The organism is Campylobacter sp. RM12654 (assembly GCF_020137585.1).
Taxonomy (GTDB): Bacteria; Campylobacterota; Campylobacteria; order Campylobacterales; family Campylobacteraceae; genus Campylobacter_E.
Genome location: NZ_JACGAR010000005.1, coordinates 39306 through 52590 on the forward strand (window position 1 = coordinate 39306; position 13285 = coordinate 52590).

Here is a 13285-nt window from a genome sequence, read left to right on the forward strand (position 1 = left end):
AATGGCGAATTTAAAAGAGATAAAAAGAAAAATAAAGAGCGTTCATAATACTCAAAAGACTACTAATGCTATGAAATTAGTTTCTACTGCTAAATTAAAAAAAGCAGAAGAGCTTGCTAAGAAGTCTAAAGTATATGCAAGTAAATTGCAAGAGGTTATGCAAGAAATTTCGTTTAAGCTAAATCAATTTGATATGGCTAAAGATAGTAGATTTTTTGGTAAGCATGAGATTAAGATTGTGGATGTTGTATTTATTACTTCGGACAAAGGTTTGTGCGGTGGTTTTAATATAAAAACTTTAAAAGAAGTTAGTAAAATTATTAAAGAAAATAAAGAAAAAGGTATTAAAACTAGATTAAGAGCTATAGGAAAAGTTGGTATTGAGTTTTTTAATTTTCAAAAAATTGAAATACTAGATAAATATACAGGCGTTAGTTCTTCACCTGATTATGAAAAAGCTAGAGAAATTATTAATTTAGCTATTAGTGATTATGAAAAAGCATTAACTGATAAGATAATATTAGTTCATAATGGTTATAAAAATATGATTTCTCAAGAATTATCAGTGTGTAATTTATTACCTGTAGATTCAAGTAATTCTGAAATTACTAATTCAAATTCTTTATTAGAAATTGAACCTGAAGAAAAGGAAGTTTTAGAAGAATTATTAAAAAGATATATAGAATATAGTATGTTTTATTCATTGATAGATAGTTTAGCAGCTGAACATAGTGCTAGAATGCAAGCAATGGATAACGCAACTAATAATGCTAAAGCAAGGGTTAAAGAACTTAATTTAGCTTATAATAAAGCAAGACAAGAAAGCATAACTACTGAATTAATTGAAATTATCAGTGGTGTTGAATCAATGAAAGAATAGGAGAATATATGCAAGGATTTATATCTCAGGTATTAGGACCTGTTGTAGATGTTGAATTTAGCGATTATTTACCACAAATCAATGAAGCTATTGAAGTAAATTATGAGGTTGAAGGTAAGCAAATTCGTTTAATATTAGAAGTAGCAGCACATTTAGGTGATGGCCGTGTAAGAACTATTGCTATGGATATGACTGATGGTTTAGTAAGAGGAACTAAAGCTGTTAGCTTAGGTGCTCCAATTAGTGTTCCTGTTGGGGAAAAAGTTTTAGGAAGAATTTTCAATGTGGTTGGAGATTTAATTGATGAAGGTGCTCCAGAAAATTATGAAACAAAATGGGCTATTCATAGAGAACCACCTAAATTTGAAGACCAAAGCACAAAAAGTGAAATATTTGAAACTGGTATTAAAGTAGTTGATTTACTTGCTCCTTATGCAAAAGGTGGTAAAGTAGGATTATTTGGTGGTGCTGGTGTTGGTAAAACAGTTATTATTATGGAATTAATTCACAATGTTGCGTTTAAACATAGTGGTTATTCAGTATTCGCTGGTGTTGGTGAGAGAACTCGTGAAGGAAATGACCTTTATAATGAAATGAAAGAAAGCAATGTTTTAGATAAAGTTGCTTTATGCTATGGTCAAATGAATGAACCACCAGGGGCAAGAAATCGTATTGCTTTAACAGGTCTTACAATGGCTGAATATTTTAGAGATGAAATGGGACTTGATGTTTTAATGTTTATTGATAATATCTTTAGATTTTCTCAATCAGGTTCAGAAATGTCGGCTTTACTTGGTCGTATTCCTTCAGCTGTTGGTTATCAGCCAACTTTAGCAAGTGAAATGGGTAAATTCCAAGAAAGAATTACATCAACTAAAAAAGGTTCAATTACTTCAGTTCAAGCTGTTTATGTTCCTGCTGATGACTTAACAGACCCAGCGCCTGCAACTGTTTTTGCTCACCTAGATGCTACAACGGTTTTAAATAGAAGTATTGCTGAAAAAGGAATTTATCCTGCAGTTGACCCACTTGATTCAACTTCAAGAATGCTTGACCCACAAATTATTGGTGAAGAGCATTATAAGGTAGCTCGTGGAGTTCAAAGTGTGCTTCAAAAGTATAAAGATTTACAAGATATCATAGCTATTTTAGGTATGGATGAACTTAGCGAAGAAGATAAATTAGTTGTTGAAAGAGCTAGAAAAATTGAGAAATTCTTATCACAACCATTCTTCGTAGCTGAAGTTTTCACAGGTAGTCCTGGAAAATATATAAGCCTTGAAGAAACCATAGCTGGATTTAAAGGTATATTAGAAGGTAAATATGATGACTTACCTGAAAACGCATTTTATATGGTAGGAAATATTGAAGAGGCTATTAAGAAAGCAGAAAAATTAAAGGCTTAATATGGATAAATTAACTTTAGAAATAGTTACTCCACACGGAGAAATCTTTAATTCAGAAGTTAAATCAGTGTTGGTGCCAGGAAGTGAAGGTGAGTTTGGTGTTTTGCCAAACCACGCTTCTGTAATTTCTTTGCTTCAAGCTGGTGTAATTAGTGTGGAAAATTATGATGGTTCAAAGGAGCTTATAGCTATTGATTCAGGCCATGTAAAAGTTGATGAAAATAGTGTTGTTATTTTGGCTCAAGGTGCTGTTTATCTAGGTGGTAATGATAATTCAATAAGCAAAAAAAAGTTAGAAGAAGCTAAAGAATTATTAAAATCAGCAGGTGCAAATTCAGCAACCCTTGCCGCAACTTTAGGAAGACTGGATTCTAAATGAATTTGATTTCGGATTTTGACTTAGCTACTTTATTAGCAGTTGGGATTTTAGGTTTTTATTCTATTATTGCTTTAGCGATTTTTTTATATCGCTTAAGCAATATTTCTAAATTTTATCAAGAAGAATTAAGAACTTTAGATAGGTTATTAAAAAATCAAGATTTGTCTTTTGAGGCTTATTTTAAACCTTGTGAAGGTTCTATGAAAAAATTAGAGATTTATTATAATGAGGCTTCTAAAAATCTTAGTGAAGGCCTTACTTGGCTTAGTATTATTGCTACTACTTCGCCTTTTATAGGATTGTTTGGAACCGTTGTTTCAATATACTTTACTTTAATATCTTTAAATGGAAATGGTGATATTACTCAAATCGCTTCTCCAATTGGTCATGCTTTAATAGCTACTGCTAGTGGGATTATTTCTGCTATTTTAGCTTATACATTTCATTTAATTGTGAAACGAAAAGTATTTGAATGTTTAAATATTTTAGAGAGTCAAATAAAGATTATTAGCGATGAAAAATGATTTTTTACACGAAGACCCAGAGTTAAACATAACTCCTTTAGTTGATGTTATGTTAGTATTATTGGTAATTTTAATGTTAGTAATTCCTAATTTAAAATATGATGAAAATATTAATTTACCAAATGGCTCAAAATCAAGTGTTAGCAAAGCAAAAAAAGATGATATTTTCGTAAGCATTACAAAAGATGAAGTAGTTTTAAATAAGAAAAAATATCCTTATATTGCTTTTTTTGATAATTTTAGTTTAATTAAAAATCAATTTGATAAAGATAAAATAGTTTATATATCTGGAGATAAAGATATAAGTTACGATAAGCTAATGCAAGTATTATCAACTTTTTCAAAAGCAGGATTTGTAAAAATTTCACTTCAAACAAAATGAGTAAATCAAAAGCTTTTTTATTATCTTGTTTAATATATGTGCTTACTATATTAATATTTATTTTACTAATAAATATTTTTGCTAAAAATGAAGAAGTTATTAAATATGGTAATAGTGAAGTGGATATATTGTTCGTAGAAGATAATGTTGAAACTCCAGCCGAGGTTAAACAAGACTATACTAAAGAAGTAGCAAAAAAAATAAATAAAAGTACAGAAAATACAAGCAATGATAATGCTACAAAAGATAATCAAAATAAAGTAATTGAACAAAATGAAAAAGTAGAACAACAAACTGATAGTAAAGATAGTGATAGTGATTTAAGTAGTTTGTTTGGGGATTTAAAAGTTAGCAAAAGTGAAAGAAAAAATCCAAAAAAGGAAACTAAGCAAGAAGAAAATAAATTAAATCAATCACAATTAGATGCTTTAAAAAAAATACAATCACAATTAGCTAATACAACAATTAAGTCAAATAATAATTCAGAGACTACACAAACATCGGCTAAGGTTTCTGGAATTTATGATGAATATTTTGGTAGAGTGAATGCGTATTTGAAAAATGTTTGGAGTTTAGTAACTGCTAATAGTTCAGATATTAATGATAAGGAAATTTTTGAAGTAGCTTTTACAATATCAAAAAATGGTATAATAAAAATCAAAGATAATGGTTTTAATGAAAGTTCTGCTTTAAGACAAAAGGCAAGAATTTTTATACAAACTATTAATCAACAAAACAAAAATTTAGGAATTCCACCAAATCAACAAGATTATAGTGGTAGTTTAAGGCTTTCGGTTATATTAAGTATCAAGGAGATAAAATGAAAAAGATATTTTTATTATGTTTTAGTTTAGTATGCTTAACTGCTGATATTATTATGGATGTGGTTAGCGAGCAAGAGGTGTTGCCTAAGATTAGAATAACTACAAGTAGTTTGGTTAATTTTGATTTTGATAAGGTAATTAAAAATGATGTTTTAGTAAGTTCTAAATTTGAAATTACTAATGAAAATAATGCAAATTATGAATTAAATTATAATTTAAATCCTGTAGGAAATAATTATGAGTTAAGCATAACTCTTAAGGGTATGAATAATGAAATTAAGTATAACAATACTTTTACTTATCCAAAAAGTGCTTATGTGTTTTTATCTCACAAAGCAATTTCACAAATGTTTAAGGACTTAAAATTAGCAGATTTAGACTGGATGAATAAAAAGATTTTAATTACTAGAAAAATAGCTGCTAAGCAAAGTCAAATTCTTATTGCAGATTACACTTTAAATTATCAAAAAATTATTATGCAAGGTGGGTTAAATTTATTTGCAAAATGGGCAAATAGTAATCAAAATGAATTTTATTATACAGATTATAATAAAGATATTTTGAGTATATATAAATATAATTTATTGAATAATCAAAAAACTTTAATTACTCAAGGTTCTGGTATGTTAGCTCTTAGCGATATTAGCAAAGATGGAACTAAAGCATTAATTACTAAAACAACTGAAGATCAACCAGAAATATTTTTATTAGATTTAAATACTAAAAATACAAAAAGACTTACTATGTATAAAGGAATAGATGTTAGTGCAAGATTTGTAGGTAGTGATAGTTTTGCTTTTGTTAGCGATAGAAGTTCTTATCCTAATTTATATTTACAAGGTCTTGATAAAACTAATGCAACTCAATTAGTTTATCATGGTAAAAACAATTCTGCATTTAGTGTTTATAATAATTATATAGTTTATTCAAGTCGTGAAAAATCAGGAGATTTTAACTTATATGTTATGGCAACTGATTCGCAATATGTAAGACAATTGACATTAAATGGTAGAAATATTTTCCCTAATTTTAGTAGCGATGGTAAGACGATTATGTTTATAAAATTATTAGGAATGCAAAGTTCTTTAGGAATTTTAAGACTTGATGAGAATAAAGTGTATCATTTCCCACTAAAAGTTGGTAAAATTTCAACTTTGGATTGGTAATTAAATAAATTTTTAGTTTTGGAAATTATAATTTCAATTACTTTTTATGAAAGGAAAAAAATGAAAAAATTAGCTTATGCAGTTGCTTTAGCAGCTTTAGTTGTTGGTTGTAGTCAAAAGGCTACAGTTGAGGCTCCAAAAAAAGTGGAGGTTGCTCCAGATATGAATGTAGATGTTAAGGAAGATATTAATACTAAACTAGAAAGAATTAATAATTCTTTAGGTAAAGTATATTTTGACTTTGACAAATATGATATTCGTTCAGATATGTATGGCGTAGTATCAAATAACGCAAGTTTATTAAATCAAGATGGTAAAGATTTAAATATTGTTGTTGAAGGTAACTGCGACGAGTGGGGTAGTGAAGAATATAACCAAGCTTTAGGTTTAAAAAGAGCTAAAGCTGTTAAAGATGGTTTAGAATCTCAAGGAGTTAGCAGCTCAAGAATTACAATTAAAAGCTATGGCGAAAACAACCCAGTATGTAATGATAAAACAAAAGAATGCGATGCTCAAAATCGTAGAGCAGAAACAAAAGTTCAGTTTTAATTTATGCTAAAACAAATACTTTTTATAGGGGCTTTAGCCCCTATTATTTACGCAGAAACTTCAGCCTTTAATGCAGGTAATATAAATATTAAAGAGCCTTATGGGCTAACAGAAAATGAAAAAGTTTTATTAGAGAACAAAAAAAAGGTTGAAACTCTTAGTAAAGATTATACTGGTGTTGATTTTAAAACAAATAAGGCTTTAGAAAGAATTGAAGGTATTCAAAGTGTAGTTGATGATTTGAATAACAAAACTTATAATTTTGAAGGTAAATTATTAGAAGTAGAAAAGTTTTCAAAAGAAAAACTTGATATTTATGATAAAGATATTTCTGAAATAAAACAAGAATTAAAAAATCAAAAAAACAGCATTAATCAGTTAAAAAAGGCTTTAAGTGAATTAACAAATTTAGTTAGTAGCTTGGGCGAGAATAAAGCTGTAAAATCTACAACTCAGCAAGTAGTAGCAAATGAGGTTGCAGCTAAAAATGAAACTCCAGCTCAAAAAATGGCAAATGCTATAAGTTTATATAATAGTAAAGATTATGAAAATTCCGCAAAAATTTTTGAAGAATTAGCAAATGCAAAACATAAACCTGCACAATGTAATTTTTATTTAGGACAAATTGCATACGCACAAAAAGACTATAAAAATGCTATATATTATTATAAAACAAGTTCAGATTTATATAATAATCAAGGGGTAAAAGCTCCTAATATGCCTTTAATTTTATTAAATACCGCAAATTCGTTGAAGGCAATTAATGAAACAGAAAAAGCAAATAATTTTTATGCAGCACTTAAAAAACAATTTCCAGATTCAAGTGAAGCTAAAAGTATAAATTAATAGAAAGGATTAAAAATGGCTATAAAAAAAGACAGCGTAGTATCACTTAATTTTATATTGCGTGATGCAAAAACTAATGAAGTATTAGAAAATAATACTGATTTTCATCCTATTTCATTTTTATTAGGTAGAAATCAAGTATTAGAGGCTTTAGAAGATGAAATTGCTAAACTAAATGAGGGTGATGAAAGTGATATTTTAATCACTAAAGATAAAGCTTGGCAAGAATATGATGAGAATTTGGTTCAAGAATTACCAAAAGAACAATTCGCAGGCATTGATTTAAATGTTGGCTTAGAATTATTCGGAGAAAACGAAGATGGCTCAACAGTTAGAGTTGTTGTTAAAGAAATCAAAGATAGTAGCGTAGTAATTGATTATAATCATCCTTATGCAGGAAGAGATTTATTATTTACCGTAAATATTAAAGAAGTAAGAGATGCTACTCCTGAAGAATTAGAAAGTGGTGCAGTAGCACAAGCTGGTGGATGTGGATGTGGAAATCACGGACATAGTGGTTGCAAAGGCGATGGAAGTTGCGGTCATCATCACGATGATGAAGATGATCATCACCATCATCACCACGGCGGCGGTTGTTGCAGAGGTTAAGAGCTAAGGTTTAGCTAAAATGTAAGGCGATTTATTTCGCCTTATACTAATATTTATTATATACTCAGAGTATTCAGTTTTTTAAAATTAATCATTTTTATAATTTTATTTTTATGTCAAATCTTTAAAATACATTTATTGCTATCAAATTCACAAATTACAAGCAATCTTTAATATATAATCGTAAGTTATAAATATACAAAACTTATTATTTTTAACTTGATTTTTAATTCAATCATAAAAAAGTGCTAAAATTATGATATTAAAAATATAGATTGTATTAGTATTACAAGTTAAACTTCGTTTATTATTTTAATAATGGAATTTATATTTTTATAATATTATACAAAAAGTAAAAAAGATTTATAATAGCTGTAATTAAAAGATTTTAATACTTGTATTATAAGATTTGATAATAAAATAAATTAAAAAGGAAAAATATGAATTACGCATTTTTATACCCAGGTCAAGGTTCTCAAAGTGCTTTTATGGGTCAAGAATTATTTGATAATTTTGAGTTTGTAAGAAAAACTTATGATGAAGTTAGTAGTTTTTGTGGTATTGATTTTAAAGAATTAATTTTTAGTAAAAATGATAGATTAGATATAAGTGAATTTACCCAACCTGCAATATTACTAAATAGCATTATGTATTATAAAGTATTTGAAAAATTATTAGAAGAAAATGGAATTTCTTTAAGAAAAAAAGATGATATAAAGCCTTTTATTAGTTATGAAAACACTCCATCTTTAGGGCATTCTTTAGGAGAATTTTCGGCTTTATGTGCAAATAATGCACTTGAATTAAAAAATGCTTTAAAGCTAGTAAATATGCGTGGAAGATATATGCAAGAATGTGCAAGTAGTGAAAATCCTGCTTCTATGATGGTTATTTTAGGTTTAGATGATAATTTAGTAGAAGAAATTTGTGCTAAAGCAAATAAGGAAAATAAGCAAATCTATGCAGCAAATTACAATTGCGATGGTCAAATAGTTGTAGCTGGGCTTAAAAAAGATTTAGAAAATAGCATAGATGATTTTAAAAATGCTGGAGCAAAAAGAGCAATGCTACTTAATATGAGCGTAGCAAGTCATTGTCCTTTAATGCAAAGTGCAGCTAATAAATTAGAAAAAGAATTGTTGTTTAATGATGATTTCATACCAGTAATCTCTAATGCTTTTACAAAGCCTTATAGCACTAAAAATGAAGCCATTTTAGCCATAAAAGAGCAACTTATTAAGCCTGTTTTATATAAACAAAGCATAAAAAGTATAGAAAATAGCGTTGATGGTTTTATAGAATTTGGAAGCAGTGTTTTATGCGGACTTAATAAAAAAATAACAAACAAACCAAGTATTAGTATAAAAAGCCTAGAAGATATTGAAAATTTTATAAAAACATTTAAGGAAAACCTATGAAAATAGCAATTTTAGGTGCTATGCGTGAAGAAATTGAGCCAATTTTAAATGAGTATTCTTATAAAGAGAGTAAATATGCAAATAATACTTATTATTTCATTGATTACGCAGGTCATGAACTAATTATTGCTTATTCAAAAATAGGCAAAGTAAATTCAGCTCTAAGTGCAAGTGTAATGATAGAAAAATATAAGGCTGATTGTTTGCTTTTTACAGGCGTTGCAGGGTCGCTTAATCCTAATTTAAAAATAGGGGATTTATTAATTGCAGAAGAATTAGTGCAGCATGATATAGATATAACAGCGTTTGGACACAAACCTGGCTATGTCCCTGAAACTAGCGTTTTTATAAAAACAAGTGAAAAATTAAATAATATTGCTAAAAAAGTAGCAAAAGAGCTTGATTTAAATGTAGTTAGCGGCATTATTGCGACATCTGATCAATTTATTTGCGATGAAACTAAGAAAAATTGGATTAAAGATACTTTTAATGCTGATGCGGTTGAGATGGAAGGAGCAAGCGTTGCTTTAGTTTGCGAAAGTCTTAATGTGCCTTGTTTTATACTAAGAGCAATTAGCGATGATGCAGGTGGAAATGCTGATGTTAGTTTTGATGAGTTTTTAGAACTAGCTGCTAAAAATAGTGCTAGATTTGTCTTAAAAATGTGCGAACATTTGTTTAAAAATGAGCTTAGTAAAAGACTTATTAAAGAAGTGGCAAGAGCTTGTGATAAGTTTAATTTGATTGAAGAAGGCGATAAGGTTTTAGTAGGACTTAGCGGTGGAAAAGATAGCTTAAGCTTACTAATGCTACTTAAACATATGCAAAGAGCAGTCCCGTTTAAGTTTGAATTTGAAGCAGTAACGCTTAGCTATGGAATGGGCGAAGATTATAAATATCTAAGTAATTATTGCAAGATTTTAGGCATAAAGCATACAATAATTGAAAGTAACATTTATGAGATTTCTAGTGAAAAAATCCGTCAAAATTCAAGCTTTTGCTCGTTTTTCTCTCGTATGAGAAGGGGATATTTATATACTTATGCTAAGGAAAATGGCTTTAATAAATTAGCTTTAGGACATCATTTAGATGATGCTATTGAGAGCTTTTTTATGAACTTTACTTATAATGGAGCTTTAAGAACACTTGCTGCAAAATTCACTTCAGCACAAGGAATTACCGTAATTCGTCCTTTGATATTTGTTCGTGAAAGAATGTTAAGAGAAAATGCTATTAAAAATGGTCTTAAAACAATAGGTGATGAAGCTTGTCCTGCTATGAGATTTGATGTAAAAATGCCACACGCAAGAGCAGAAACAAAAGAGCTTTTAGCAAGTCTTGAAGCACAAAATCCAAAATTATTTAAAAGCCTTGAAAATGCCTTTTTTAACATTCATTACGATACTTTTTTTGCAAACGAAGGTGCTAATTATTGCAAGGAATAATCTTAAATACCTTTAGCGTTAGGGATAAAGATTTAATAGTCTTTATCCTAAGCAGCGAAGAATTAGTAAAATGCTATAGATTTTACGGAGTTAGACACTCGCATTTAATAGTCGGAAATATTATTGATTATGAGCTAAGTATTCAGCCTTTATTTTTGCCAAAATTACATTCAACAATGCAATTAGCCTTACCTTGGAATGATTATGAGATTATTAAGGCTTGGCAGAGTTTTTGTGTGCTTTTATATGAGCATTTAAAAGATAATCAAGAGTGTGGAAGTTTTTATTATGATTTAAGTTTAAGAATAATTAATAGATTAAAAACTCAACATTATAAAAGAGTATTTTTAGATGCTTATGCTTTGATGATTGAGTATGAAGGTAGGCTTTATTTTAGTGAAACTTGCACGGAATGCAATAAAGAATTAAATGATTTTTTTTCTTTAGGAGAAGGATTTTTAATGTATTGTAGGAGTTGTAAAGTGAGTGTAAGTATCAATAAAATTAAGATGAAAGATTATCTAAAAAATAAAAATTCAGCTATATTTGAAGATAGTGAAATAGATTTATTATACGAAGTATTTTCTAAAAAATTATAAAACTACAAAAGCTAAATTAAATTCTTTATTTTAAAAATCTTAAACAATATTACAATGAATTTGAATTTTAAATAAAATTTATTATCAATATAACTATCATTTATTTAAAACTTATAAATATTATGATAATTATTTTTGTTATTAACTAAAAATATTATAGAATATCATTTTTATTATCAATTAAGGAGATATTTTGAGAAAATCTTTAAAACTTTCTTTGGCTTTATGCTTATTTGGTGGTGTTGGCTTATTGGCTAATGAGAATGCTAATCTTGATACTATTGAAGTAAATGCTAGTTCAATTGGATATTCTAATGTTGATTCGCTAAAAATCTCAAACAAAAACGCAGGTGCAATAAGAGATGTTATGCGTGATATTCCAGGTGTTTATGTGGCAGGGACAAATCAGTTTAATCAAAAACTTTATATGCGTGGCGTAAATGATAGGGGTATTAATATTACTATTGATGGTGCAAGACAACGTGGAAATATTTTTCATCACTCGGCTGATTTAGTTTTAGATGTTGATTTATTAAAAGCTATTGATGTTGGCGTGGGTGTTTTAAGTGTTGCTAATAACTCAGGTGCTTTAGGTGGTTCGGTTGCGTTTAAGACTGCAAGTGCATTTGATTTATTAGAAGGTGATGAGAGTTTTGGTGGTAAGTTTAAGACAGGCTATTCAACTAATAATAAAGAATGGCAAAAAAGCATAATGGCTTATGGTAAAACTGATAATAATTTTGGTCTTTTAGCATATATCAATCATAAAAATTATGGCTTTGGAAAAGATGGAAATGGCAATGATATTGGTGGTAAGGGTCATGATTTAAGCTATTTATTTAAAGTAAATTATGAAAAAGATGAGCATAAAGCAGGTCTTAGCTATGAGCATACTGAATATGATGGTGATTTTCCATTTAGAGGTGAGTTTGGTGGCTCGGTGGCATTTGATACAGGCACACTAAAAGCAGGAGAAAGAGCTCAACCTATTTTGCCTCAAATTATGCAAAGAGATACCTATACATTTAATTACAATTACAATCCAAATGAATTAATTGATAGCGAATTTAGAGTTTATCATACAGAGCATAGGCTTATAAAAGATGAAGTTCCAAATTATGCAGAGTTTAAAAAATCAGGTGGTAAAGCATTTTTATCAAATGATGGAGTAAAAACCACAGGTGCTTATTTAAACAATAAATCAAGATTTGAAAATACTAGCTTTAATCAAGAAGTATTTTATGGACTTGAGTGGTATCAAACTACAAGCTTTAGAAAAAATCATTCAAGTTTAAAAGATGCAACAAATGGAGCAATTTCTGTAACTCCTACAAACAATCATCCTAAAGAAGTAGCAAACAACCTATCAGTATTTTTACAAGATACTATTCAAATTGGTGGATTTAGCATAATTCCTGGAGTTAGATTTGATAGATTTACTATAGATAATTTTGGCAAGAAAACTCAAGGATTTAATAATTTTAGCCCTGCATTAGCACTTGATTATAAGGCAGAAAACGGCATTAATTTATTTGCTGGGTATTCAAAAGTATTTAGAGGACCTGATCCGATTGAAGCTTTAAGACTTAGCGAAAATACATTTAATACAAATTATATTGATGAGAATTTAGAGCCTGAAACAGGTGATGCTTATGAAGCTGGATTTGGGTATAAAAATAACTTTAATGAACATAATGTTAATTTTGTAGCTAAATATTTTTATACTGATTATAAGAATTTAATTAAAGAAAATGTAAGCGTAACAACTACTCAAAACGGACAAACAATTAAGAATAATTACAATCGTATGAATATGGGTAAATCTAATGTTCGTGGGGTTGAATTATATGCTTCTTATGCTTATGAGAATTTAAAATTTAGTGCAAGTTATACTCATCAAACAACAAAACATAAAGACAAAAGTAAAGTTGGTGGCGTAATGGCATATAGTGATAGTGGGGATAAATATACATTTAATGCTGAATATTTTGCTAGTCCAATTGATACATTATTTGGTTATAACCTAATAGCTTTTGCTGGTAAGACTTTAGAAGATGGAACTAAAAAAGCAGGTTATGGAGTAAGCGAAATATATGCAAGTTATATGCCTACTCAAAATCTTGAAATAAACTTAAGCGTTGGCAATCTATTTGATAAAACTTATGTTTCACATTCTCAAAGAAGATTTGGGGTTGAGACTGCAAACGACTATGAAGCAGGAAGAAATATAAAACTAGGCTTTAGTTACAAATTCTAAA

The 13285-nt window shown here is 28.6% G+C and carries 14 protein-coding genes and 1 pseudogene; all 15 read left to right on the top strand.

The annotated features are described in order from the left end of the window. Nucleotide 1: 1 nt before the first annotated feature. The 15 genes and pseudogenes from atpG to AVBRAN12654_RS02810 all read left to right on the top strand — a co-directional run bounded on the left by atpG (nt 2) and on the right by AVBRAN12654_RS02810 (nt 13284). Nucleotides 2–880 carry an ATP synthase F1 subunit gamma gene (gene atpG, locus AVBRAN12654_RS02740; RefSeq protein ID WP_214117372.1) on the top strand — a complete coding sequence of 293 codons (879 nt, stop codon included), beginning with the start codon at nt 2–4 and terminating at the stop codon, nt 878–880. 8 nt (nt 881–888) lie between these two features. Continuing rightward, nucleotides 889–2286: a F0F1 ATP synthase subunit beta gene (gene atpD / locus AVBRAN12654_RS02745; RefSeq protein ID WP_214117371.1), complete on the top strand. Its 1398-nt coding sequence runs from the start codon at nt 889–891 to the stop codon at nt 2284–2286. Nucleotide 2287: 1 nt separating this feature from the next. Further along, on the top strand, nt 2288–2665 hold the full coding sequence (atpC, locus tag AVBRAN12654_RS02750; RefSeq protein ID WP_214117370.1) for an ATP synthase F1 subunit epsilon: 378 nt from the start codon (nt 2288–2290) through the stop codon (nt 2663–2665). Continuing rightward, nucleotides 2662–3189, top strand: a complete 528-nt coding sequence (locus AVBRAN12654_RS02755) for a MotA/TolQ/ExbB proton channel family protein (protein WP_214117369.1) — start codon at nt 2662–2664, stop codon at nt 3187–3189. The genes atpC and AVBRAN12654_RS02755 overlap by 4 nt, the downstream gene beginning before the upstream one ends. After that, complete coding sequence (locus tag AVBRAN12654_RS02760; RefSeq protein ID WP_214117368.1) at nt 3179–3571, top strand: biopolymer transporter ExbD; 393 nt, start codon at nt 3179–3181, stop codon at nt 3569–3571. Before AVBRAN12654_RS02755 ends, AVBRAN12654_RS02760 begins: the two co-directional genes overlap by 11 nt. Continuing rightward, nucleotides 3568–4395, top strand: coding sequence for a hypothetical protein (locus AVBRAN12654_RS02765; protein WP_336607933.1), 828 nt, complete (start codon nt 3568–3570; stop codon nt 4393–4395). The genes AVBRAN12654_RS02760 and AVBRAN12654_RS02765 overlap by 4 nt, the downstream gene beginning before the upstream one ends. After that, nucleotides 4392–5561 carry a PD40 domain-containing protein gene (locus AVBRAN12654_RS02770; RefSeq protein WP_214117366.1) on the top strand — a complete coding sequence of 390 codons (1170 nt, stop codon included), beginning with the start codon at nt 4392–4394 and terminating at the stop codon, nt 5559–5561. The genes AVBRAN12654_RS02765 and AVBRAN12654_RS02770 overlap by 4 nt, the downstream gene beginning before the upstream one ends. A 60-nt stretch (nt 5562–5621) precedes the next feature. Next, nucleotides 5622–6110 (top strand): OmpA family protein, encoded by a 489-nt coding sequence (locus AVBRAN12654_RS02775; protein ID WP_214117365.1) that lies wholly within the window; start codon nt 5622–5624, stop codon nt 6108–6110. Between the two features lie 3 nt (nt 6111–6113). Continuing rightward, on the top strand, nt 6114–6956 hold the full coding sequence (locus tag AVBRAN12654_RS02780) for a tetratricopeptide repeat protein (RefSeq protein WP_214117364.1): 843 nt from the start codon (nt 6114–6116) through the stop codon (nt 6954–6956). Between the two features lie 15 nt (nt 6957–6971). Further along, nucleotides 6972–7565, top strand: a complete 594-nt coding sequence (locus AVBRAN12654_RS02785; RefSeq protein WP_214117363.1) for an FKBP-type peptidyl-prolyl cis-trans isomerase — start codon at nt 6972–6974, stop codon at nt 7563–7565. A 440-nt stretch (nt 7566–8005) separates the two neighbouring features. Continuing rightward, nucleotides 8006–8983 (top strand): ACP S-malonyltransferase, encoded by a 978-nt coding sequence (locus AVBRAN12654_RS02790; protein WP_336613886.1) that lies wholly within the window; start codon nt 8006–8008, stop codon nt 8981–8983. Continuing rightward, nucleotides 8980–9660 (top strand): annotated as a pseudogene (locus AVBRAN12654_RS02795) (5'-methylthioadenosine/adenosylhomocysteine nucleosidase); the annotation flags it as partial. The gene AVBRAN12654_RS02790 and the pseudogene AVBRAN12654_RS02795, both read left to right, overlap by 4 nt. Continuing rightward, a complete protein-coding gene (locus tag AVBRAN12654_RS02800; protein ID WP_214117410.1) occupies nt 9646–10428 on the top strand; it encodes an ATP-binding protein in 783 nt (260 codons plus the stop codon). The pseudogene AVBRAN12654_RS02795 and the gene AVBRAN12654_RS02800, both read left to right, overlap by 15 nt. Beyond that, complete coding sequence (recO, locus tag AVBRAN12654_RS02805; protein WP_336609504.1) at nt 10416–11027, top strand: recombination protein RecO; 612 nt, start codon at nt 10416–10418, stop codon at nt 11025–11027. Before AVBRAN12654_RS02800 ends, recO begins: the two co-directional genes overlap by 13 nt. Nucleotides 11028–11220: 193 nt before the next feature. Continuing rightward, nucleotides 11221–13284, top strand: a complete 2064-nt coding sequence (locus tag AVBRAN12654_RS02810; protein WP_336608398.1) for a TonB-dependent receptor domain-containing protein — start codon at nt 11221–11223, stop codon at nt 13282–13284. Nucleotide 13285 lies beyond the last annotated feature (1 nt).

What these genes read in the sequence shown, in the direction of transcription:
- AVBRAN12654_RS02755 (WP_214117369.1), top strand. Translation starts at nt 2,662, where the DNA reads ATGAATTTGATTTCGGATTTTGACTTAGCTACTTTATTAGCAGTTGGG.
- AVBRAN12654_RS02770 (WP_214117366.1), top strand. Translation starts at nt 4,392, where the DNA reads ATGAAAAAGATATTTTTATTATGTTTTAGTTTAGTATGCTTAACTGCT.
- atpD (WP_214117371.1), top strand. Translation starts at nt 889, where the DNA reads ATGCAAGGATTTATATCTCAGGTATTAGGACCTGTTGTAGATGTTGAA.
- AVBRAN12654_RS02790 (WP_336613886.1), top strand. Translation starts at nt 8,006, where the DNA reads ATGAATTACGCATTTTTATACCCAGGTCAAGGTTCTCAAAGTGCTTTT.
- atpG (WP_214117372.1), top strand. Translation starts at nt 2, where the DNA reads ATGGCGAATTTAAAAGAGATAAAAAGAAAAATAAAGAGCGTTCATAAT.
- AVBRAN12654_RS02780 (WP_214117364.1), top strand. Translation starts at nt 6,114, where the DNA reads ATGCTAAAACAAATACTTTTTATAGGGGCTTTAGCCCCTATTATTTAC.
- AVBRAN12654_RS02775 (WP_214117365.1), top strand. Translation starts at nt 5,622, where the DNA reads ATGAAAAAATTAGCTTATGCAGTTGCTTTAGCAGCTTTAGTTGTTGGT.
- AVBRAN12654_RS02785 (WP_214117363.1), top strand. Translation starts at nt 6,972, where the DNA reads ATGGCTATAAAAAAAGACAGCGTAGTATCACTTAATTTTATATTGCGT.
- AVBRAN12654_RS02800 (WP_214117410.1), top strand. Translation starts at nt 9,646, where the DNA reads ATGTGCGAACATTTGTTTAAAAATGAGCTTAGTAAAAGACTTATTAAA.
- AVBRAN12654_RS02765 (WP_336607933.1), top strand. Translation starts at nt 3,568, where the DNA reads ATGAGTAAATCAAAAGCTTTTTTATTATCTTGTTTAATATATGTGCTT.
- AVBRAN12654_RS02760 (WP_214117368.1), top strand. Translation starts at nt 3,179, where the DNA reads ATGAAAAATGATTTTTTACACGAAGACCCAGAGTTAAACATAACTCCT.
- atpC (WP_214117370.1), top strand. Translation starts at nt 2,288, where the DNA reads ATGGATAAATTAACTTTAGAAATAGTTACTCCACACGGAGAAATCTTT.